This is a genomic window from Streptomyces narbonensis, assembly GCF_014649015.1.
GTDB classification, from domain to species: domain Bacteria; phylum Actinomycetota; class Actinomycetes; order Streptomycetales; family Streptomycetaceae; genus Streptomyces; species Streptomyces narbonensis.
This window is the reverse complement of sequence record NZ_BMSF01000019.1, coordinates 110452-131815: the sequence shown is the minus strand read 5'-3', so window position 1 is coordinate 131815 and position 21364 is coordinate 110452. Positions and strand designations below refer to the sequence as shown.

Annotated in this window: 16 protein-coding genes and 1 riboswitch; of the genes, 5 read left to right on the top strand and 11 right to left on the bottom strand. The window is 72.4% G+C overall.

Annotated features, from left to right (window positions below; genetic code table 11):
- On the top strand, positions 1 to 844 hold an 844-nt coding region (locus IE124_RS29305), incomplete at its 5' end, for a biotin/lipoyl-containing protein (protein ID WP_189512067.1).
- A gap of 107 nt (positions 845 to 951) precedes the next feature.
- On the opposite strand, the gene IE124_RS29300 is transcribed toward IE124_RS29305, so the two are convergent.
- From IE124_RS29300 to IE124_RS29285, 4 genes are all read right to left on the bottom strand, one after another.
- Complete coding sequence (locus IE124_RS29300) at positions 952 to 1602, bottom strand: thymidine kinase (RefSeq protein ID WP_189512065.1); 651 nt, start codon at positions 1600 to 1602, stop codon at positions 952 to 954.
- Between the two features lie 43 nt (positions 1603 to 1645).
- Positions 1646 to 2851, bottom strand: a complete 1206-nt coding sequence (locus IE124_RS29295) for an alkaline phosphatase family protein (RefSeq protein WP_189512063.1) — start codon at positions 2849 to 2851, stop codon at positions 1646 to 1648.
- Positions 2851 to 3447 carry a DUF5998 family protein gene (locus IE124_RS29290; RefSeq protein WP_055645982.1) on the bottom strand — a complete coding sequence of 199 codons (597 nt, stop codon included), beginning with the start codon at positions 3445 to 3447 and terminating at the stop codon, positions 2851 to 2853. Before IE124_RS29290 ends, IE124_RS29295 begins: the two co-directional genes overlap by 1 nt.
- 280 nt (positions 3448 to 3727) lie before the next feature.
- On the bottom strand, positions 3728 to 6748 hold the full coding sequence (locus IE124_RS29285; protein ID WP_189512061.1) for a bifunctional acetate--CoA ligase family protein/GNAT family N-acetyltransferase: 3021 nt from the start codon (positions 6746 to 6748) through the stop codon (positions 3728 to 3730).
- Positions 6749 to 6923: 175 nt separating this feature from the next.
- Between IE124_RS29285 and IE124_RS29280 the strand changes: the two genes are divergently transcribed.
- Positions 6924 to 7205 (top strand): HPr family phosphocarrier protein, encoded by a 282-nt coding sequence (locus tag IE124_RS29280; RefSeq protein ID WP_024754966.1) that lies wholly within the window; start codon positions 6924 to 6926, stop codon positions 7203 to 7205.
- Positions 7206 to 7404: 199 nt separating this feature from the next.
- Here IE124_RS29280 and IE124_RS29275 read toward each other — a convergent pair whose 3' ends face one another.
- The 4 genes from IE124_RS29275 to IE124_RS29260 form a co-directional block, all read right to left on the bottom strand.
- Positions 7405 to 8088, bottom strand: coding sequence for a GntR family transcriptional regulator (locus tag IE124_RS29275; protein WP_189512059.1), 684 nt, complete (start codon positions 8086 to 8088; stop codon positions 7405 to 7407).
- A gap of 184 nt (positions 8089 to 8272) precedes the next feature.
- A complete protein-coding gene (locus IE124_RS29270; RefSeq protein ID WP_189512057.1) occupies positions 8273 to 9055 on the bottom strand; it encodes a M23 family metallopeptidase in 783 nt (260 codons plus the stop codon).
- Between the two features lie 12 nt (positions 9056 to 9067).
- Positions 9068 to 9231: riboswitch (cyclic di-AMP (ydaO/yuaA leader) on the bottom strand.
- A gap of 224 nt (positions 9232 to 9455) precedes the next feature.
- Positions 9456 to 10823: a M16 family metallopeptidase gene (locus tag IE124_RS29265; RefSeq protein ID WP_189512087.1), complete on the bottom strand. Its 1368-nt coding sequence runs from the start codon at positions 10821 to 10823 to the stop codon at positions 9456 to 9458.
- A gap of 26 nt (positions 10824 to 10849) precedes the next feature.
- Complete coding sequence (locus IE124_RS29260; RefSeq protein ID WP_189512055.1) at positions 10850 to 12202, bottom strand: M16 family metallopeptidase; 1353 nt, start codon at positions 12200 to 12202, stop codon at positions 10850 to 10852.
- A gap of 181 nt (positions 12203 to 12383) precedes the next feature.
- On the opposite strand from IE124_RS29260, the gene IE124_RS29255 reads away from it, so the two are divergent.
- Complete coding sequence (locus tag IE124_RS29255; protein ID WP_189512053.1) at positions 12384 to 14846, top strand: DNA gyrase/topoisomerase IV subunit A; 2463 nt, start codon at positions 12384 to 12386, stop codon at positions 14844 to 14846.
- Here IE124_RS29255 and IE124_RS29250 read toward each other — a convergent pair.
- Positions 14843 to 15946 (bottom strand): CobW family GTP-binding protein, encoded by a 1104-nt coding sequence (locus IE124_RS29250; RefSeq protein ID WP_229832967.1) that lies wholly within the window; start codon positions 15944 to 15946, stop codon positions 14843 to 14845. The two genes, IE124_RS29255 and IE124_RS29250, sit on opposite strands and share 4 nt — an antisense overlap.
- A gap of 864 nt (positions 15947 to 16810) precedes the next feature.
- Between IE124_RS29250 and IE124_RS29245 the strand changes: the two genes are divergently transcribed.
- Positions 16811 to 18499: an ATP-binding protein gene (locus IE124_RS29245; RefSeq protein ID WP_189512049.1), complete on the top strand. Its 1689-nt coding sequence runs from the start codon at positions 16811 to 16813 to the stop codon at positions 18497 to 18499.
- Positions 18500 to 18504: 5 nt separating this feature from the next.
- Positions 18505 to 19197: a DUF7342 family protein gene (locus tag IE124_RS29240; protein ID WP_189512085.1), complete on the top strand. Its 693-nt coding sequence runs from the start codon at positions 18505 to 18507 to the stop codon at positions 19195 to 19197.
- 70 nt (positions 19198 to 19267) lie between these two features.
- Here IE124_RS29240 and IE124_RS29235 read toward each other — a convergent pair whose 3' ends face one another.
- Positions 19268 to 20863: a monocarboxylic acid transporter gene (locus tag IE124_RS29235; protein ID WP_189512047.1), complete on the bottom strand. Its 1596-nt coding sequence runs from the start codon at positions 20861 to 20863 to the stop codon at positions 19268 to 19270.
- The gene (locus tag IE124_RS29230) at positions 20860 to 21276 is read right to left on the bottom strand and encodes a DUF485 domain-containing protein (protein WP_189512083.1); all 417 of its coding nucleotides are present in this window, start codon (positions 21274 to 21276) and stop codon (positions 20860 to 20862) included. The genes IE124_RS29235 and IE124_RS29230 overlap by 4 nt, the downstream gene beginning before the upstream one ends.
- Positions 21277 to 21364 lie beyond the last annotated feature (88 nt).

The following is a 21364-nucleotide window of genomic DNA, read 5'->3' as shown; positions in this document are numbered from 1 at the left end:
CATCGACCTGGTCCGCGAGATGTTCCGCATCGCCGACGGCGAAGAGCTCGGCTACGGCGACCCCGCCGTCCGCGGCCACTCCTTCGAGTTCCGCATCAACGGCGAGGACCCCGGCCGCGGCTTCCTGCCCGCCCCCGGCACCGTCACCCTCTTCGACGCCCCCACCGGCCCCGGCGTCCGCCTCGACGCCGGCGTCGAGTCCGGCTCCGTCATCGGCCCCGCCTGGGACTCGCTCCTGGCCAAGCTGATCGTCACCGGCGCGACCCGCGAACAGGCGCTCCAGCGCGCCGCCCGCGCCCTCGCCGAGTTCAAGGTGGAGGGCATGGCCACCGCCATCCCGTTCCACCAGGCCGTCGTGGTCGACCCGGACTTCACCGCGGACCCGTTCCGCGTCCACACCCGCTGGATCGAGACCGAGTTCGTCAACGAGATCAAGCCCTTCTCCACCGGGGCCGACGCGGAGGCGGAGGACGGGACGGGCCGCGAGACGCTCGTCGTCGAGGTCGGCGGAAGACGTCTGGAGGTCTCCCTGCCGTCCAGCCTGGGCATGGCACTGGCCCGCACAGGCCTGGCCGCCGGCGCCAAGCCGAAGCGCCGCTCCGCCAAGAAGTCCGGCCCGGCCGCGTCCGGCGACACCCTCGCCTCCCCGATGCAGGGCACGATCGTCAAGGTCGCCGTCGAGGAAGGCCAGGAGGTGGCCGAAGGCGACCTGATCGTCGTCCTCGAAGCCATGAAGATGGAACAGCCGCTGAACGCACACAAGGCGGGCATCATCAAGGATCTGAGTGCGGCCGTGGGTGCCTCGCTCACCTCCGGCGCCGCGATCTGCGAGATCAAGGACTGACCCAGTCCGAGCCGCTCCGAGCCGCTCCGAGCCGCTCCGAGCCGCTCCGACCCGGCTCTTCCCGGAGCTGGCTCGGCCGACGGCACAACGCCTGCCCGGGAAGGGGGTCAGGCGTTGTTGACCGGCAGGACGTCCGGTGAGAGCGCGCCCGCCCGGGCCGCCGACGAGGTCATGAGACGACGGTGGTGGCGGCGGCAGAGCACCTCGTAACCGACCTCCCCCGCAGGCCGGTTCACGTCTCCGACCACGACCTGGGCGCCCTCGACGACCATCTCGCCGCCCACCGTGCGGGCGTTGTGCGTGGCCCTGGCCCCGCACCAGCACAGCGCCTCGACCTGGAGCTGCTCGATCCGGTCCGCCAGCTCGATCAGCCGCTGCGAACCGGGGAAGAGCTTGGTCCGGAAGTCGGTGGTGATGCCGAAGGCGAAGACGTCGAGGTCGAGGTCGTCGACGATTCGGGCGAGCTGGTCGATCTGCTCCGGCGCGAGGAACTGCGCCTCGTCGACGATCACGTAGTCGGCCTTGCCGCCCTGGGACAGCTGGGTGACGAGGTACGCGTACAGGTCCATGCCCTGCGGAGCCTCGACCGCCTCCGTCACCAGGCCGAGCCGGGAGGACAGCTTGCCCTCGCCCGCCCGGTCGTCACGGGTGAAGATCACGCCCTGGAGCCCGCGCGCGTCGCGGTTGTGGGCGATCTGGAGGGCCAGGGTGCTCTTCCCGCAGTCCATGGTTCCGGAGAAGAAGACCAGCTCGGGCATGACGGGTCGGGGACCTTTCGGGTCGGAAGGTTTCGGAAACGCTTCAGGAACGGACTTCGAGCAGCGGAACGAGCTGCTCCGCGGGGGTCATGGACCCGTGCATGCCGACCATCGCCGACTCGTGGGGCTCGTTGACGGACGCGGTGATCGCGACGTCGTCGTGGGCCGCGGCGACCACGTCGCCGATCCTGCCGTACACCCGGTCGTCGATCTCGTCGCCGAACCAGCCCAGAGCGATGGCCTCGTCCCGGCCCGCCACCCAGAACTGCTCGCCGATCACCTCGCGCCAGCAGGTGAGGACGTCGGCCTCGGCGCCGGGGACCGCGTACACATGACGGGCACGGCCCTCGCCGCCGAGCAGGGCCACGCCCGCGCGCAGCTCCCAGTCCTCGTCGAAGTCGATGCGGTGCTGCTCGTCGAAGGGGATGTCGACCATGCCGTGGTCGGCCGTGACGTACAGCGCGGAGCGGGGCGGCAGCTGCTCCGCGAGCCGCTGCACGAGCCGGTCGACGAACATGAGCTGTCCGCGCCAGGCGTCGGAGTCGATGCCGAAGCGGTGTCCCGCGCCGTCGAGTTCGCTGTAGTACGTGTAGACCAGCGAGCGGTCGCCGGCGGCGAGCTGCTCGGCGGCGAAGTCCATGCGCTCCTCGCCGCTGAGCCGACCGTGGAACGTCCCGCCGCTGAGCGCGACCTGGGTGAGCGGGGTCTGCTCGAAGATCGGGGAGGACACCTGGGCGGTGTGGATCCCGGCCGCGTGCGCGAGCTGGAAGACGGTGGGGTACGGCTGCCAGACGCGCGGCTCGGTCCACGGCCGCCAGCGCAGCTGGTTCATCAACTCGCCGGTGTCGGGGTTGCGCACGGTGTAGCCGGGCAGCCCGTGCGTACCGGGGTAACGGCCCGTGCCGACCGAGGCGAGCGAGGTCGCGGTGGTGGCGGGGAAGCCGGCGGTGACCGGCCGGCCCGTGCCGCCGCGCGAGGAACCGATCAGTGAGGTCAGGTACGGGGCCTCGTCCGGGTGGGCCTTGATCTGCTCCCAGCCGAGCCCGTCGATCAGGAAGACGCAGTTCCGGTCGGCCGGGGCCAGCTCCGCGATCCGCTGGTCGAAGCCGGGCACGCCCTGCGCCGCGACGAGCGTCGGGAGCAGGTCGCCGAGGGAGCCGAAGGTGTACTCGGGCACCGGTGCGGTGTCCGGGGACAGCGGGACCGGGTCGTCGGGCCAGCCGTGGGCGAAGGCGGTGGGCTGGACCATCAGCGAGCGGTGGCGGCGGTGGCCGCGATCGCTTCGGAGAGCGCCTGGGCGAAGGCCAGGGTCTGCCGGACGGTGTCGGGGCCGTCGCCGGCCTCGCTCACCCGCAGGCTGAGGTCGTCGGCGGTGGCGTTGCCGGTGTAGCCGTGGTCGGCGTCACAGTTGGCGTCGCCGCAGGCGGCGGGCTCCAGGTCGATGCGGGAGACGGCGCCCCAGCCGATGGTGAGCACCACCTCGCGGGGCAGCGTGCCCGGCGTGTACGACTCGGGGTTGGCGACGACACGGCTGACGACGACCGAGGAGATCCGGTCGAGCTTCACGGACTCGGTGGACGTCGTGGCGTACGGAGTCGGGGAGCTGGTGTCGGCGGCCTGCTCGTCGGTGTGGCTCACGATGAAGCGGTGCGGCGTCAGGACGAGGACGGTGACGTGGCGCCGGACCTCGTTCGCGTCGAAGGTGGTCTCCTGGTGCACCACGTACGACGCCACGGCCTCGCCGCCGACAGCGGCCTCCACCGCCTCGGCCACGAGGGCCGGGTAGTAGCCGCTGCGCTCGATCGCCGCGCGCAGCCCCTGGGTCGTCGTACCGCTCTTCGCCATGGACTCCATCCTAATCCGTATGTAAGGACTGCTTGGCCGATTGTGAAGGGGGCCGGGCCGTTCGAGAGCGCCGGGGCTGTGACATCTGACTCCATCCCGGCCGGTGAAAGCCCTCCCGCGGATCGGTGGGCGGTCCTGGCGCACGCCGGGGCGGCCGGCGCCTTCGGGCGTCAGCACCAGGAACTTGATCACTCGTTGGTGTGGGCCGGACCGGGGCCCGCGGGGTGAGCCGCTGCCACGAGCGGCCGGGGACCGGGGTCTCGGCGCCCCCCTCGGAGCCTCAGTAGCTCGGCAGGCGGCGCGGGCCGAGGTCGGTGCGGGGCGGGGGCGGGGCCAGTCGGACGGTGGCCCCGAGGACGGACAGTCCGCGCGGGGCGACGACGACCGGCTCCAGGGAGACCGCCACCACCTCCGGGTGGTCGTCGACGAGCCGGGAGACCCTGAGCAGGAGCTCCTCCAGGGCGGGGGTGTCGACGGGGGCGGATCCGCGCCAGCCGAACAGCAGCGGGGCGGTGCGGATGGAGCGTACGAGCTCGGAGGCGTCCCGGTCGGTGGCCGGGACCAGCCGGTGGGCCGTGTCGCCGAGGAGCTCGGAGGCAGCGCCGGAGAGCCCGAAGGAGAGGACGGCTCCGACGGCGGGGTCGATGGCGGAGCGGACGAGGGTGTCGACGCCCCGGGGCACCATCGCCTGGACGACGGGCTGGAGCTCCTCGGGCTTGCCGAGGACCTCGGTCAGCTCGGCGTAGGCGGTGCGGAGCTGCTCCTCGGTGGCCAGGTCGAGCCGGACGCCGCCGAGGTCGGGGCGGTGGCGCAGGTGGGGCGCGGTCGTCTTGAGCGCGACGGGGTAGCCGAGCCGGCGGGCGGCGGCGACGGCCTCGTCGGGCGTGGGCGCGGGGAGGGTCGGCAGGACCGTGATCCCGTACCGCGAGAGCAACTCCCCGGCGTCCGCGGTGTCGAGGGTCACACCGCGCGTGTCCCCGTCGCCCCCGGCACCGAGCACGCGCTCGATGAGCCCGGCGGCCGCCGCCTCGTCGATGTCCTCGTACTCGGGCACCCGCCCGGGCTCGGCGGCCTGGCGCCGCCACTGCCCGTACCGCACGGCCTCCGCCAGCGCCCGCACGGCACGCTCGGCGGCGGGGTAGGCGGGGATGGTGGCGTGCCGGTCGGAGGTCCGGGCGGCGGTGGCCTGGTCGGTGCCCTCGGGGCCGGCCGGGTCCGCGGTCTGCGCCGGCGGCACCAGGGACGGGGGCGGGGCGCTCGTGCGGGGCGCGGCGCCGGAACCGGTGGCCGTCGCGGGGTGGACCGGAGGCCGATCCTGGTCCTGCGCCTGCGCCGATCCGGATGTCGACGCGGGTGCCGAGGCCGTACGGGTCCCCGTCGGCGCCGGTCGGGTGCTCGTCGCGACCGCGAGGGCCTCCGCCAGGCCGCCCATCTCGACGTGGACGACGACGACGGGCTTCGCCGGGGCGGGGACCGACGCGACGGCCTCGCGCAGGGAGGCCGCGAGGACCTCCCCGTCGCCGGACTCGGTGGCGCCGTTCTCCCCGACCCAGGGGATCGCGTTCACCACGACCGCGTCGGAGGTCTCGTCCGCGAGCGCCGCCGCGAGCGCGTCCCGGAAGTCCGCCGGGCCCGCCGCGGTCGTCAGGTCGAGCGGGCGCAGCGGGCGCAGTCCCTCGGTCAGGCAGGCGTCGTACGTGAGCAGGCCGAGCGACTCGGAGTTGCCGAGGATCGCGACCCTCGGCCCGGCGGGCAGCGGCTGGGCGGCGAGGAGCAGTCCGGCGTCCACGAGTTCGGTGACGGTGTCGACGCGGATCACCCCGGCCTGGCGCAGCAGCGCGGAGACCGTGGCGTGCGGGATGCGGGTGACGGGCACCCGGTGGCCGGGCGGCGCGCTGCCGCTGTGCCGGGCGCCCTTGACGACCACGACCGGTTTGACGGCGGCGGTGCGGCGGGCCAGCCGGGTGAACTTGCGGGGGTTGCCGATCGACTCCAGATAGAGGAGGACGACGTCCGTGCCCGGGTCGTCGTACCAGTGCTGGAGGAAGTCGTTGCCGGACACGTCGGCGCGGTTTCCGGCCGAGATGAAGGAGGAGAGCCCGGCTCCGTGCCGGTGGAGTCCGGCGAGGAGGGCGATCCCGATCGCGCCGGACTGGGTGAAGAGCCCGATCCGCCCGGCGGCCGGCATGTGGGGGGCGAGGGAGGCGTTGAGCCGGACGTCCTCGGAGGTGTTGATGATCCCGAAGGCGTTGGGCCCGATGATCCGCATCCCGTACGAGCGGGCCTGCCGTACGAGCTGGCGCTGCCGCTCCCGGCCGGCCGGGCCGCTCTCCGCGTATCCGGCGGAGAGGACGACGAGGCCCCGCACTCCGTGCTCGCCGCAGTCGGCGACGACCTCCGGCACCCGCTCCGCGGGGACGGCGACGATCGCCAGGTCCACGGGCTCGCCGATGGCCGCCACGGAGGGGTGGGCGGGGACGCCGTCGAGCTCCGCGGGCCCCTCGGTGAGCGCCGCGTTCACCGCGTGGACGCGGCCGGTGAAGCCGGCGCCGAGGAGGTTTCGGAGGACGGTCCGGCCGACGCCGCCGGGGGCGCGCCCGGCGCCGACGACGGCGACTGAGCGGGGGGTGAGGAGCCGCTGGACGGACCGGGCCTCCGCGCGCTGCTCCCGCGCGCGCTGGACGGCGAGGGAGCGGTCGGTCGGTTCGAGGTCGAGGTGGAGCCGGACGGAGCCGTCCTCGAAGCTCCGCTTCTGGGTGTATCCCGCGTCGGTGAAGACCTTGATCATCTTGTTGTTGGCGGGGAGCACCTCGGCGGCGAAGCGCCGGATGTCCCGCTCGCGCGCGACCGCCGCGATGTGTTCGAGGAGGGCGGAGGCGACGCCGCGTCCCTGGTGGGCATCCTGGACGAGGAAGGCGACCTCGGCCTCGTCGGCCGGGTGCGAGGCGGGCATGCCGCGGTCGTCGATGCGGTCGTAGCGGACGGTGGCGATGAACTCGCCGCCCACGGTCGCGGCGAGGCCCACCCGGTCGACGAAGTCGTGGTGGGTGAAGCGGTGGACGTCCTTGGCGGAGAGCCGTGGGTAGGGCGCGAAGAAGCGGTAGTACTTCGACTCGTCCGACACCTGCTCGTAGAAGCTGACCAGCCGGTCGGCATCGTCGGCGGTGATGGGCCTGATACGCGCGGTGCCGCCGTCCCGGAGCACCACGTCCGCCTCCCAGTGATCGGGATAGGCGTGCTCCGGTGACGCCGGTGGTGCCGGTCGATCCGCCGCTTCCGACTGCTCCGACGCGCTCTGCATGGGGCCAGCCTACGGCCGGTGCACGACACCGGCACCGGTCGCGCGGCGGGTGCGTGCCGTGCAAGGTGGGGAGGGCCGAAGGGCGGTGCCGTCCGGGCCGAAGGTCGGCACGAGCATCGTGCATCCCGTGAGAGACTGGTCTAGACAACCCGCTTGAGACTTGAAGGGCAACACCATGGCTGAGCGCCGCGTCAACGTCGGCTGGGCCGAGGGCCTCCACGCCCGCCCCGCGTCCATCTTCGTCCGTGCCGCCACGGCTTCCGGCGTTCCGGTGACGATCGCCAAGTCCGACGGCACCCCCGTGAACGCCGCCTCGATGCTCGCGGTGCTCGGCCTGGGCGCGCAGGGCGGCGAGGAGATCGTCCTGGCTTCGGAGGCCGACGGCGCCGAGGTCGCGCTCGACCGTCTCGCGAAGCTGGTTGCCGAGGGCCTCGACGAGCTCCCCGAGACCGTCTGACCCCGCCTTCCCGTACGACGAGACCGCGGCTGCCGGAATTCCGGCGCCGCGGTTCTCGCGTTTCCGGAGCCTGCATTCCGGGGGCTGCATTCCGGAGCCGGCATTCCAGGGCCTGCGTTCGGAGCCCGCGTTTCGAGTAATTTCCGGGCAGCGCAAATAGGCTCCGCCGAATTACTTCTCTTTGTATACGGTGCGCGCGTTAATTCTGGCCGCTCGCCGTGTTGACGACATGTTGCGAAACCCTCACACGGCCGTGCTCCGGCCTTTTGAGCCGGTGCAGCGCCAGCGAGCGCTCCGCGTGCAGCGCCGTCAGCGCCCTGGCCCTCTCGGCGTCGCCGCGCGCGACGGCGTCCACGATGGCGCCGTGCTCGGACCAGGCCTCCACGGGATGGGCGGGCAGGTCGACCGCGTACATCCAGGCGATCTTGTGCCGGAGCTGGGTGAGCAGCGCGGTCAGGGCCGGGCTGCCGGAGGCCTGCGCCAGCGTCTCGTGGAACCAGCCCCCGAGTGAGCGCAGATCCTCGCCCTGGCCGCGCCTGGCCCGCTCCTGCCCCAGCCTGACCAGGCCGCGCAGCACCTTCAGGTGCGCCTCGGTGCGTCGCTGCGCGGCACGGGCCGCGCCCAGGGGTTCGAGCAGGGCCCGCATGTCGAGCAGATCGGCCGCCTCCTGCTCGGTGGGCTCGGCGACATGGGCACCGGCATGGCGCCGGGTGACGACGAAGCCCTCGGACTCCAGGGTGCGCAGCGCCTCGCGGACCGGGACACGGGAGACCCCGTAGCGGCGCGCGAGCTGCTCCTCGGTCAGCCGCCCGCCCCGCTCGAAGACGCCGGAGACGATGTCGTCCCGGATCGCCGTGCATACCGATTGCGCGGGAACGCGCATGTCCGACCTCCGCCTTGGTCCGCGAGAGAGAAATGGAGCGACGCCTGTTCTGCGTCTGTTCCGCGACTCTATTGCAGGAGGCCGGAAATTCCGATGCCCCTCTGGAATTCAGGCAGGTGTTCCGGTCGGCAAAAAGCCCCGGCTCAGTACGAGCCGGGGCTTCTGCGACGTGATCGGCGTGGCCTCAGAGGCTGACGCCGCGGGCACGCAGGTACGAGATGGGGTTCAGGTCCGAGCCGTAGTCGGAGCCCGTCCGCGCCTCGAAGTGGAGGTGCGGCCCGGTCGAGTTGCCGGACGAGCCCGAGATGCCTATCTGCTGGCCCGGCTCGACGCTCTGACCGACGTAGACCCCGATGGACGAGAGGTGACCGTACTGGGTGTACGTGCCGTCGTTCATCCGGATGACGATGTTGTTGCCGTACGCGCCACCCCAGCCGGCCTCGACGACGGTGCCGGAGCCGACGGAGACGACCGAGCTGCCGTAGGAGGCGTGGAAGTCGATGCCGGAGTGGCTGCCGGAGGACCAGAGCGAGCCACCGGTCTTGTAGCCGGTGGTCACGTACGAGCCGGCCACGGGGAGCTGGAAGGAGTTGAGGCGCCGGCGCTCGGCCTCGCGGGCGGCGCGCTCGCGCTCCTCGCGGACCTCCTGGGCACGGGCCTCTGCCTTGCGCTTCGCCTCGGCGCGGGCCTCTGCCTGGGCCTTCTCCTTGGCGACGGCCTCGAAGGCCTCCTGCTCCTGGGCGGCGGCCTGGGCGTCGATCCGGTCCGCGAGCGAGTCCTCGGTGATCACCTTCGTGAGGCCGGTGTCCTCGAGGGAGCGGTTCTCCGTGTCGGCGGCGAGCGCCGGGGAGGCGAGGGTTCCGATGACGCCGGTGGTGGCGAGGGTCGCGGCGCCGGCGATGCCCACGCTGCGGCGCGCCATCCGGCTCGGACCACGATGCTTCCCGGTGGCACGGGTGAACGCCATGTAGGGGCTGATCCTTTCCTTCCCTCTCGCCTACCGGGTTAGCTGACGGGTTCGGAGCAGGAAGGTCTCCTACGAGCCCCTCCGTACAGGACGAAGGCGCCCGATTCACCCCAGGGACTGTGTGGGTCCCCGGCTCCCCAGGCTCGCGCCTGACGGGGACTCGGCGATGACTGTCCGCTGCCGCGAGTGCGGCACGTACAACTGACGAACAGCCGCCCCGACGCTATGCGGATCGTCTGTCAATCACCAAACAGTCACGGCAGTTTGTAAGACATGCCACAGGGCAGACAGCCACCCTTGCCCTCAATACGGACAAAGCGGAAGGCCTCGACGAAATCATGACGTCGAGGCCTTTCGTCGCCGGGCCGGCGGATGCCGAACCGGCGGTCGTCGGGTGCGATCAGCCGGTCACCACGGTGACTTCACCGATGCCGAGCGCGCGCACGGGCTCGGCGATCTCCGCCGCGTCACCCACGAGCACGGTGACGAGCCGGTCCACCGGGAAGGCGCTGACCACGGCCGCGGTCGCCTCGACCGTGCCCGTCTCGGCCAGGCGCGCGTACAACTGGGCCTGGTAGTCGTCCGGGAGGTGCTGCTCGACCTGGTCGGAGAGCGTCCCGGCGACCGAGGCGGCCGTCTCGTACTTGAGCGGCGCCACACCCACCAGGTTCTGCACGGCGGTCTCGCGCTCGGCGTCCGTGAGACCCTCCGCCGCGAGGGTCCGCAGCACCTTCCACAGGTCGTCAAGTGCCGGACCGGTGTTGGGGGTGTCGATCGAACCGCTGATGGCGAGCATCGACGCGCCGTTCCCCTCGGCGTCGGAGCGGAGCACCTGCCCGAAGGCCCGCACGCCGTACGTGTAGCCCTTCTCCTCGCGCAGGACCCGGTCGAGCCGCGAGGTCAGCGTGCCGCCGAGGCAGTACGTGCCGAGGACCTGGGCCGCCCAGACGCTGTCGTGGCGGTCCGGACCGATCCGGCCGATCAGCAACTGGGTCTGGACCGCGCCGGGACGGTCCACGATGACGACCCGTCCGGTGTCGTCGGCGGTGATCGGCGGCATCGGGAGCGCCTCGGCCGGCTCGCCGGTCCAGGTGCCCAGCGTCTCGGCGAGGACCTTGTCCAGGTCGACGCCCGTCAGGTCGCCCACCACCACGGCGGTGGCCGTGCCGGGGCGGATATACGCCTCGTAGAAGGCGCGGACAGCGGCGGCGTCGATCGCGGCGACCGTCTCCTCCGTGCCCTGGCGGGGCCGGGACATGCGCGACTCGGCCGGGAAGAGCTCCTTGGAGAGCTGCTTGGCGGCGCGGCGGGACGGGTTGGCCGTCTCGTGCGGGATCTCGTCGAGGCGGTTGCGCACGAGGCGCTCGATCTCGGTCTCCAGGAACGCCGGGGCGATCAGCGCCTCGGAGAGCAGCCCGAGCGCCTTGGGGAGCCGGGAGGCGGGCACCTCGAGGGAGACCCGCACGCCCGGGTGGTCCGCGTGCGCGTCGAGCGTGGCACCGCAGCGCTCCAGCTCGGCCGCGAACTCCTCGGCGCTGCGCTGGTCCGTGCCCTCGGAGAGCGCACGGGCCATGATCGTGGCGACACCGTCGAGACCGGCCGGCTCGGCGTCCAGCGGGGCCGGCAGGAAGAGCTCCACGGCCACGACCTGCTGACCGGGGCGGTGGCTGGTCAGCACGGTCAGGCCGTTGGCCAGGGAGCCGCGGTCCGGGGCCGGGAAGGCCCAGGGCCGGGCGACGCCCGGCGCGGGCTGCGGGTGGAAGTCCATGCTCGTCAAAGACACGGCAGCGTCGGTCACTGGTCCGCTCCCTCTTCCTCGTCGCTGTCGCTCTCGCTCTGTTCGGTCGCCACCGGCTCGTAGACGAGCACCGCGCGGTTGTCGGGGCGCAGCCGGGCCTTGGCAGCCGCCCGCACCTCCTCGGCGCTGATGTCGAGGACCCGGTCGACGGCGGTCAGGGCGAGCTGCGGGTCGCCGAACAGCACCGCGAACCGGCACAGTTCGTCGGCGCGACCCGCGACGGTGCCGAGCCGGTCGAGCCACTCGCGCTCCAACTGGGCCTGCGCGCGCTCCATCTCCTCGGGCGTCGGGCCCTCGGCGGCGAAGCGGGCGAGCTCCTCGTCGACGGCCGCCTCGATCTGCGGGACCTCGACGCCGCCGGAGGTCTTGACGTCCAGCCAGCCCAGCGAGGGGGCCCCGGCGAGCCGCAGCAGGCCGAAGCCCGCGGCGACGGCCGTCCGGTCACGGCGGACCAGGCGGTTGTGCAGGCGGGAGGACTCTCCGCCGCCGAGGACCGTCAGTGCCAGGTCGGCCGCGTCGCACTCGCGCGTGCCGTCGTGCGGCAGCCGGTAGGCGGCCATCAGCGCACGCGCCGGGACCTCCTCGACGAGGACGACACGCTGCTCCGTGCCCATGACGTCCGGCAGCGAGCCGTCGCGCGGGGGCAGCTTGCCGTCGTGGGAGGGGATGGATCCGAAGTACTTCTCGACCCAGGCGAGGGTCTGCTCCGTGTCGATGTCCCCGACGACCGACAGCACCGCGTTGTTCGGCGCGTAGTACGTGCGGAAGAAGTTCCGCGCGTCCTCCAGCGTGGCGGCATCCAGGTCCGCCATGGAGCCGATCGGCGTGTGGTGGTACGGGTGGCCCTCCGGGTAGGCCAGCGCCGTCAGCTTCTCGAAGGCCGTGCCGTACGGCACGTTGTCGTACCGCTGGCGGCGCTCGTTCTTGACGACGTCCCGCTGGTTCTCCATGGACTCGTCGTCCAGGGCCGCGAGCAGCGAGCCCATGCGGTCGGCCTCCAGCCAGAGCGCGAGCTCCAGCTGGTGGGTGGGCATGGTCTCGAAGTAGTTGGTGCGCTCGAAGCTCGTCGTGCCGTTGAGCGAGCCGCCCGCGCCCTGCACCAGCTCGAAGTGCCCGTTGCCGTGGACCTGCTTCGAACCCTGGAACATCAGGTGCTCGAAGAGGTGGGCGAGGCCCGTGCGGCCCTCGACCTCGTGCCGCGAGCCGACGTCGTACCAGAGGCAGACCGCGGCGACCGGGGTCAGGTGGTCCTCCGAGAGCACCACGCGCAGGCCGTTCGCCAACCGGTGCTCGGTCGCTGTCAGGCCGCCGGAGCCGGCCTCGGCCGTGGCCGTGTGACCCATGGGCATGTACGTCCCTTCGATCGCGATGTGAAAAAGTCCTGCCACTGTATGCAAGCGCGCCGACACCTGGCGAAGTTCCCGTCCCGTCCAGATGTCCCTCTTCCGGGTCGCGGTCGGCGTTGTCGGTGGCACAGTCCACAATGGTCCGCGTCAGATCAACCTTGTTGGTGAAGGAGCCGCAGCCGCGATGGCCCGCCGCAGCACGAAGACACCGCCGCCGGACGACGCGTACGAGGAGAGGATCCTCGACATCGACGTCGTCGACGAGATGCAGGGCTCCTTCCTCGAGTACGCGTACTCGGTGATCTACTCGCGCGCGCTCCCCGACGCCCGCGACGGCATGAAGCCCGTCCAGCGCCGCATCGTCTACCAGATGGGCGAGATGGGGCTCCGCCCCGACCGCGGGTTCGTCAAGTGCGCCCGCGTCGTCGGCGAGGTGATGGGCAAGCTCCACCCGCACGGCGACGCGTCGATCTACGACGCCATGGTCCGCATGGCGCAGCCCTTCTCCATGCGGCTGCCCCTCGTCGACGGCCACGGCAACTTCGGCTCCCTGGGCAATGACGACCCGCCCGCCGCCATGCGGTACACGGAGTCGCGCATGGCCCCCGCCGCGCTGCTGATGACCGAGTCCATCGACGAGGACACGGTCGACTTCTCGCCGAACTACGACGGCCAGGAGCAGGAGCCGGCGGCACTGCCCGCCGCCTACCCGAACCTGCTGGTCAACGGCGCGTCCGGGATCGCGGTCGGCATGGCGACCAACATGCCGCCGCACAACCTCGGCGAGGTGATCGCGGCGGCCCGCCACCTGATCCGCCACCCGGGCGCCGACCTCGAGACGCTCATGCGCTTCGTCCCCGGTCCCGACCTGCCGACCGGCGGCCGGATCGTCGGCCTGTCCGGCATCAAGGACGCGTACGAGTCGGGCCGCGGCTCCTTCAAGATCCGCGCCACGACGACCGTGGAGACGGTGACCGCCCGCCGCAAGGGCATCATCGTGACCGAGCTGCCCTTCACGGTCGGCCCCGAGAAGGTCATCTCCAAGATCAAGGACCTCGTCGGCTCCAAGAAGCTCCAGGGCATCGCGGACGTCAAGGACCTCACCGACCGCAACCACGGCCTGCGTCTCGTCATCGAGATCAAGAACGGCTTCGTGCCGGAGGCGGTCCTGGAGCAGCTCTACAAGCTGACGCCGATGGAGGAGTCCTTCGGCATCAACAACGTGGCGCTGGTGGACGGCCAGCCGCTCACGCTCGGCCTCAAGGAGCTCCTGGAGGTCTACCTCGACCACCGCTTCGAGGTCGTCCGCCGCCGCTCCGAGTTCCGCCGCACCAAGAAGCGCGACCGGCTCCACCTGGTCGACGGCCTCCTCGTCGCACTCGTCGACATCGACGAGGTCATCCGGATCATCCGGGAGAGCGAGAACTCCGCCCAGGCCAAGGAGCGCCTGATGGAGCGCTTCTCGCTGAGCGAGATCCAGACGCAGTACATCCTGGACACCCCGCTGCGCCGCCTCACCAAGTTCGACCGCATCGAGCTGGAGACCGAGCGCGACCGGCTCAACGGCGAGATCGACGAGCTGACCGGGATCCTCGACTCCGACGCGGAGCTGCGGAAGCTGGTCTCGGCGGAACTGGCCGCGGTCGCGAAGAAGTTCGCCACCGACCGGCGGACGGTCCTGCTCGAATCGGCGGGCGCGCCCGTCGCGGCCGTGCCGCTGGAGGTCGCGGACGACCCGTGCCGGGTGCTGCTCTCCTCGACCGGACTGCTCGCCCGTACGGCGACGGCGAAGCTGCCGCCGGCCGACCCGGACGCGCCGCGCACCAAGCACGACCTGATCGTGTCGGCGGTGGCCGCCACCCAGCGCGGCGACGTCGGCGCGGTGACCTCGGCCGGCCGGCTGCTGCGGATCGCGGTCATCGACCTGCCTCAGCTCCCGGACACCGCGACCGTACCCAGCCTCGCCGGCGGCGCGCAGCTCTCGGAGTTCCTGTCCCTGGAGGCGGACGAGTCGGTGGTCTGTCTGACCACGCTCGACGAGTCCTCGCCCGGTCTCGCGCTCGGCACGCTGCAGGGCGTGGTGAAGCGGGTGGTCCCGGACTATCCGGCGAACAAGGACGAGCTGGAGGTCATCACGCTCAAGGACGGTGACCGGATCGTCGGCGCGACCGAACTGCGGTCGGGCGAGGAGGACCTGGTCTTCATCACCTCCGACGCCCAGCTCCTCCGCTACCCGGCCGCGCAGGTACGGCCCCAGGGCCGGCCGGCCGGCGGTATGGCGGGCATCAAGCTGACCGAGGGCGCCGAGGTGCTCTCGTTCACGGCCGTGGACCCGGCGGCGGACGCCGTGGTCTTCACCGTCGCTGGCTCCACGGGAACCCTCGACGCCTCGGCGGGTACGTCGGCGAAGCTGACCCCCTTCGACCAGTACCCGCGCAAGGGCCGCGCGACGGGCGGTGTCCGCTGCCAGCGGTTCCTGAAGGGCGAGGACGTCCTGATCCTGGCCTGGGCGGGCGCCACCCCGGCACGGGCCGCGCAGAAGAACGGCACCCCGGCACCGCTGCCGGAGATCGACCCGCGCCGCGACGGCTCGGGCACGCCGCTCCCCCAGCCGGTGGAGGTCCTGGCCGGCCCTCCGGCGAACTAGGGCGTGTGTGGACGGGCACCGGCTCCGGACTGGATCCCGTCCGGTGCCTCGTCCGGCTCCTCGTCCGTCCGGCTCTGACGCACGTACCGCAGGACGCCCCACATGCTGTGCTCGTCGGGGGCGTCCTGCGGGCCGTTCTGCTCGCAGCCGGCGAGCTCCTTGCGCAGTGCTCCGGCGTCGACGCCGGAGCCGATCAGGACGAGCTGGGTGAGCCGCTCCTCGCCGGCGGGCCACGGCTCGGGGTAGAAGCGCAGGAATCGGCCGACGGCGTGGACCGCGTAGCGGTTGCCCGGGTCGGCGGCGCCGAGGTCCACGAAGCCCTTGATCCGGTACAGGCCCTCCGGCCGCGCGTCCAGGAAGGCCATGAGGCGGCGCGGGTGGAGCGGGGTCGAGGCGGTCAGGGAGACGGTCTCGTACTCGGCGTGCGGATGCGCGTGCGCCTCGTCCTCGGAGCCGTACAGGATGTCCTCGATGGACATCTGTCCCTCGATCTCGTCCTCGGGCACCACCCGGTCGAAGAGCAGCTCGGGGTCGACCCGCCCGTGTGAGGCGTCGACCACGACGGCCTTCCCGGCGAGCGCGCCCACCGTCTCGCGCACGGCGGACAGCTCGTCCACGGAGACCCGGTCCGCCTTGTTCACGACCACCAGGTCGGCGATCGTCAGATGCCGGTCGGTCTCGGGATGGCGCTGCCGGGTCGCCCCGAACTCGGCCGCGTCGACGACCTGGACGAGCCCCCCGTAGACGATCCGCTCGTTCTCGCTGGCGAGCACCATGCGCACGAGCTCCTGCGGCTCGGCGAGCCCGCTGGCCTCGATCACGATGACGTCGAGCCGGGATTCGGGCCGGGTCAGGACCTCCAGGTACTCGTCGAGCTCGCTCGCGTCGACCGCACAGCACAGACACCCGTTGCCGAGCGAGACGGTGGAACCCACCTGCCCGGCGACCGTCATGGCGTCGATGCCGATGTCCCCGAAGTCGTTGACCATGACCCCGATCCGGGTCCCCCGGGCACTGCGCAGCAGATGGTTGAGGAGCGTGGTCTTCCCGGCCCCGAGAAACCCGGCGAGGACGACGACGGGAATCTGCTGCGTGCTCAAGGGTCGTGCCTCCGGTAGCGGGACTCTTTCCCACGGCCGTGGGAAGGCCCCAGGATAGGCGGGACCATCCGGGGGCGTCCGAATCCGCCCGACGGAGGCGGCGAGATCCGCCGCGTGTCCGGGGCGGCTCTGGGGACCGGGCATGCGGGTGGCCAGGTGCTTCGGGGGCCGAATGGCTCGGGTGGGCCGACGGCCCGGGAGAGTCCCGCCTCCCGGGCGCAGGCGTGGGTCCAGCACCGGCGCAGCCGGAAGCCTGGGGTGCCCAGGGGCCCCGGGCAGCCGGAGGCCGGAGCGCACGGCCGGCTCGGCGCAGCCGGAAACCTGGGGTTGCCCAGAGGCCCAGGACAACCGAAGGCCGGAGCGCACAACTGACTCGGCCCAGCCGAAAGCCCCGGGTTGCCCAGAGGCCCAGGACAACCGAAGGCCGGAGCGCACGGCCGGCTCGGCGCAGCCGGAGGCTGGCGCACACGGCCGGCTCGGCACAGCCGGAAGCCGGAGTGCCCCGGTGGCTCGGCGCAGCCGGAGCCAGGGTCGTCTGCGGGCCCATCGCTGCCGTGGGGACGGCAGCCTCCCAGCTAACGGCGTGGTCGGCCGCCCAGGGCCGCTCGCTCAATCCGCAGGGCCCTGGGATCCGGCGCAGCAGGAACCCAGGTCACGCGCAGGCCCGGCGCAGCAGGAACCCAGGTCACGCGCAGGCCCGGCGCAGCGGGCGCCCGGATCGCCCGGCCAGCCCTGCGCAGCGGGAACCCACGTCACACGCAGGCCCGGCGCAGCAGGAGCCCACGTCACACGCAGCCCCGGCGCAGCCAAGGTCCCGAAGCGCGGTATTTCCGGTCGTGGGTTCTCGCCCCGTACCTTTTCGGCATGAGACCCGCACAGACCCGCCCCGCGCGGCCCCTCGCGCGTCGCCGGCGGTTCGGGTGGCCTCGGCGGGTGTTCGCGCAGGTCCTGCTGATGCAGCTGGCCATCGCGGCCGGTGTGACCGTCCTCGCCACCGGTCTCTTCCTCGCCCCGCTCAGCGACCAGCTCGACGACCAGGCCATGCGGCGGGCCCTGGCCATCGCCGAGACGACCGCCTCCCCCGGTCTCGCCGCCGACCTGGTCGGCACCCCGCCGTCCGCGCGGGGCCCGGTGCAGACCGAGGCCGAACGGATCCGGTTGTCCACGGGCGCCGAGTACGTCGTGGTCATGGACACCCGCGGACTGCGCTGGTCGCACCCCGACCCCGTCCAGATCGGCCGGCGCGTCTCCACCGACCCGAGCGCCGCTCTCTCGGGCAGCGAGGTGATGGAGATCGACAGCGGCACGCTCGGCCGCTCGGCGCGCGGCAAGGCACCACTGCGCGACGCCGACGGCCGGATCGTCGGCGCGGTCTCCGTCGGCATCGAGTACGACAGCGTCCGCGACCGGCTCCTCGCCGCGATCCCGGGCCTCCTCGCGTACGCGGGCGGGGCGCTCGCCGTCGGGGCGCTCGCGGCGTACCTGATCTCCCGCCGCCTCCAGCGGCAGACGCACGACCTGGCCTTCTCCGACATCTCCGCGCTGCTCGCCGAGCGCGAGGCCATGCTGCACGGCATCCGGGAGGGTGTCGTGGCCATCGACCGCACCGGCAGGGTGCGGCTCGTGAACGACGAGGCACAGCGTCTCCTCGGCCTCGGCCCCGAGGCCGCGGGCCGGCCGCTGGACGAGCTCCTCGGCCAGGGCCGTACCGCCGACGTCCTGGCGGGCCGGGTCACGGGCGAGGACCTCGTCACCGTCCAGGGCCACCGGGTTCTGATCGCCAACCGCATGCCCACCGACGACGGAGGCGCCGTCGCGACCCTGCGCGACCGCACCGAGCTGGAGCGGCTCGGGCGCGAGCTGGACTCGACACGCGGCCTGATCGACGCCCTGCGCGCCCAGGACCACGAGCACGCCAACCGGCTGCACACCCTCCTCGGCCTCCTGGAGCTGGACATGCACGAGGAGGCGGTCGAGTTCGTCACGGAGGTGGTCGGAGTCCACCGGGCCACCGCCGAGCAGGTCACCGAGAAGGTCCACGACCCGCTGCTCGCCGCGCTCCTGGTCGGCAAGGCGACCGTCGCCGCCGAGCGTGGCGTGTCCCTGCGGATCTCCCCGGAGTCCCTGCTTCCGGACCGCCTCGTCGACCCCCGTGAGCTGGTCACGGTGGTCGGCAATCTGGTCGACAACGCCCTGGACGCCGTCGCGGGCATGCCCGGTGCCCGGGTCGAGGTCGCGTTCCGCACCGAGGGCCGTACGGTCGTGCTGCGGGTCACGGACAGCGGCCCCGGCGTCGCCGAGGAGCGCCGCGAGCTGATCTTCACCGAGGGCTGGTCGACGAAGGAGCCGCCGTCCCACGGCAGGCGCGGGCTCGGCCTCGCCTTCGTACGCCGCCTGGCCGAGCGCCGGGGCGGCACGGCCCGCGTGGCCGGGGGCCGGGACGGCGGCGCGGAGTTCACCGTCGTCCTCCCGGACGCCCTCACCGACTCCGAACCCTCCGTTCCCGCCCCCGGAAAGCCCTTCGCACCCGAGCCTGCCGGGGAGTCGCGATGAGCGAGATGATCGAGGTACTCGTCGTGGACGACGACGTGCTCGTGGCGCGGATCAACGCCGCGTACGTCGCCAAGGTCCCGGGCTTCCGGGTGTCCGCCACCGCCCACTCGACCGCCGAGGCGCTGGCCGCACTGGACGCGCATCCGGTGGACCTGGTCCTCATGGACCACTACCTGCCGGACGAGAACGGCCTCACCGCCGTACGGGAGCTCCGCGCCCGCGGCCACCAGTGCGACGTGATCATGGTGACCGCCGCCCGGGACGTCGCCACCGTGCAGGCGGCGATGCGCCACGGCGCCCTCCAGTACCTGGTCAAGCCGTTCAACTTCGCCGGGCTGCGCTCCAAGCTGGAGGCGTACGCGGCGCTGCGGCGCGCCCTGGGAGGAGCCGGCGGCGAGGCGGAACAGGCCGAGGTGGACCGGATCTTCGGTGTCCTGGCGGCGGGCACCGTCGCCCCGGACCTGCCGAAGGGGCACTCCCCCACCACTGCCGAGCTGGTCCGGCAGGTCCTGCTCGCCGCCGACGGCCCGCTCTCCGCTCAGGAGATCGCCGAGCGGGCCGGAGTGAGCCGCCAGACCGCCCAGCGCTACCTCAAGCTCCTCGAACGCACGGGCCGGGTGAGCCTCTCCCTCCGGTACGGCGAGACGGGCCGCCCCGAGCACCGCTACGCCTGGACGTCCTCACCGTCCCCCACCTGAGCCCGGCCAGGGGGCGTCCGGACAGTCCCGCCCGGCCCTACTCTTCCTGGGGCACCCTCCAGGCGCCCGCTCAGGCAGCCCCCGCCCCCGTCAGCGCCCGGACCTCCGTCTCCGCGTGCCGTGCCTCGTCGGGCGGCTCGGCCGAGGTGACCGTGCCGATCCAGCCCGCGAGGAATCCGAGCGGGATCGAGACCACGCCGGGGTTCTGCAGCGGGAAGAGGTGGAAGTCGACTCCCGGGAACAGCGACTCCGGGCCGCCGGAGACCACCGGCGACAGCAGGACGAGCAGGACCGCGGGGACGAGCCCGCCGTACACCGACCAGACCGCGCCCCGGGTGGTGAACTTCCGCCAGAACAGCGAGTAGAGCAGGACGGGCAGATTGGCGGAGGCGGCGACCGCGAAGGCGAGGCCGACGAGGAAGGCCACGTTGAGATCGCGGGCGAGCAGCCCCAGGCCGATGGCGGCGGCGCCGATCCCGGCGGCCGCGAGCCGCGCCACGGTCACCTCGCTGTACTGCCGCTTCGCGTGCCGGCGGCGCAGCGAGCTGTACAGGTCGTGGGCGACGGAGGCCGAGGAGGCGAGCGTGATGCCGGCGACGACGGCGAGGATGGTCGCGAACGCGATTGCCGCGACGACGGCGAAGAGCACCGTGCCGCCGGTGGAACCCGCGCCGCCGCCGAGGTCCAGGGCGAGCAGCGGAATGGCCGTGTTTCCCGACGCGTTGGAGGCGCGGACCTCGGCGGGTCCGATCAGGGCGGCCGCGCCGAAGCCGAGGACGATGGTCATCAGGTAGAAGCTGCCGATGAGGCCGATGGACCACACGACGGAGCGGCGGGCGGCCCTGGCGGTGGGCACGGTGTAGAAGCGCGACAGGATGTGCGGCAGTCCTGCGGTGCCGAGGACCAGGGCGATGCCGAGGCTGATGAAGTCGAGGCGTGAGGTCCAGTCGCCGCCGTAGCGCAGCCCGGGGGCGAGGAAGTCGCGTCCGTGACCGCTGCGCTCGGCCGCTGTGGAGAGCAGGCTGTTCACGTCTCCGTGGAACCGGAGCAGGACGAGGACGGTGAGCGCGATCGTCCCCGCCATGAGCAGGACCGCCTTGACGATCTGGATCCAGGTGGTGGCCCGCATGCCGCCGAGTGACACGTAGATCACCATCAGCGCGCCCACACCGATCACGGTCCAGGAGCGGGCCGCCTCGCTCGTGCCGCCGAGGAGGAGCGCGACGAGGCTGCCGGCTCCGACCATCTGGGCGACGAGGTAGAGCACGGAGACGGCCACGGAGGAGGTTCCGGCGGCGATGCGGACCGGCCGCTCGGCCATCCGCGCGGCGACGACATCCGCGAGCGTGAACCGCCCGCAGTTGCGGACGAGTTCCGCGACGAGCAGGAGGACGACCAGCCAGGCGACGAGGAAGCCGACGGAGTACAGCATGCCGTCGTAGCCGTAGAGCGCGATCAGCCCGGAGATGCCGAGGAAGGAGGCCGCGGACATGTAGTCGCCGGCGATGGCGAAACCGTTCTCCAGAGGAGAGAACAGCCTGCCCCCGGCGTAGAACTCCTCCGCCGATCCATGCCGGTTGCGGCTCACCCAGGTGGTGATCCCCAGGGTGACGGCGATGAAGACGCTGAAGAGCACGAGCGCCAGGGTCTGGTGGTCTCCGGTCACCGCTGCGCCACCCCTCGGGTCATCTCCTGGGTGTCCCAGCGGAGTTCCAGGGCCGCCCGGTCCCGGCGCAGCCGAGCGTGGCGCGCGTAGGCCCACGTCAGCAGGAAGGTGGTGAGGAACTGTCCGAGGCCCGCGACCATCGCCACGTTCACCGCGCCGGCGACGGGCCGCGCCATGAGTCCCGGCGCCGCGGTCGCCGCGACGACATAGGCGAGGTACCAGAGGAGGAACGCGAGGGCGGCCGGGAAGACGAACCGGCGGTAGCGGCGGCGTACTTCCTGGAAGGCGGGACTCCGCTGAACCTCCAGGTAGACCTCCGCGGCACTGGGTTCGCGCTGCCGCGGCACTGCCGTGTCGTACCAGGGGTCCTCGATCGGCACTGCCGAAACGTCGGGCCCCTCCTGCTTGTCCACCTGCTCCACCGGCCAACTCTCCTTGTCAGCGAACCGTTTCGGCCGCGTGCCCAAGGATGGACAGAGCGGGAAGATCCCGGACTCTTCT

Coding starts and splice junctions, on each gene's coding strand:
- IE124_RS29300 (WP_189512065.1), bottom strand. CDS start 1,602: ATGCCCGAGCTGGTCTTCTTCTCCGGAACCATGGACTGCGGGAAGAGC.
- IE124_RS29295 (WP_189512063.1), bottom strand. CDS start 2,851: ATGGTCCAGCCCACCGCCTTCGCCCACGGCTGGCCCGACGACCCGGTC.
- IE124_RS29290 (WP_055645982.1), bottom strand. CDS start 3,447: ATGGCGAAGAGCGGTACGACGACCCAGGGGCTGCGCGCGGCGATCGAG.
- IE124_RS29285 (WP_189512061.1), bottom strand. CDS start 6,748: ATGCAGAGCGCGTCGGAGCAGTCGGAAGCGGCGGATCGACCGGCACCA.
- IE124_RS29280 (WP_024754966.1), top strand. CDS start 6,924: ATGGCTGAGCGCCGCGTCAACGTCGGCTGGGCCGAGGGCCTCCACGCC.
- IE124_RS29275 (WP_189512059.1), bottom strand. CDS start 8,088: ATGCGCGTTCCCGCGCAATCGGTATGCACGGCGATCCGGGACGACATC.
- IE124_RS29270 (WP_189512057.1), bottom strand. CDS start 9,055: ATGGCGTTCACCCGTGCCACCGGGAAGCATCGTGGTCCGAGCCGGATG.
- IE124_RS29265 (WP_189512087.1), bottom strand. CDS start 10,823: ATGGACTTCCACCCGCAGCCCGCGCCGGGCGTCGCCCGGCCCTGGGCC.
- IE124_RS29260 (WP_189512055.1), bottom strand. CDS start 12,202: ATGCCCATGGGTCACACGGCCACGGCCGAGGCCGGCTCCGGCGGCCTG.
- IE124_RS29255 (WP_189512053.1), top strand. CDS start 12,384: ATGGCCCGCCGCAGCACGAAGACACCGCCGCCGGACGACGCGTACGAG.
- IE124_RS29245 (WP_189512049.1), top strand. CDS start 16,811: ATGAGACCCGCACAGACCCGCCCCGCGCGGCCCCTCGCGCGTCGCCGG.
- IE124_RS29240 (WP_189512085.1), top strand. CDS start 18,505: ATGATCGAGGTACTCGTCGTGGACGACGACGTGCTCGTGGCGCGGATC.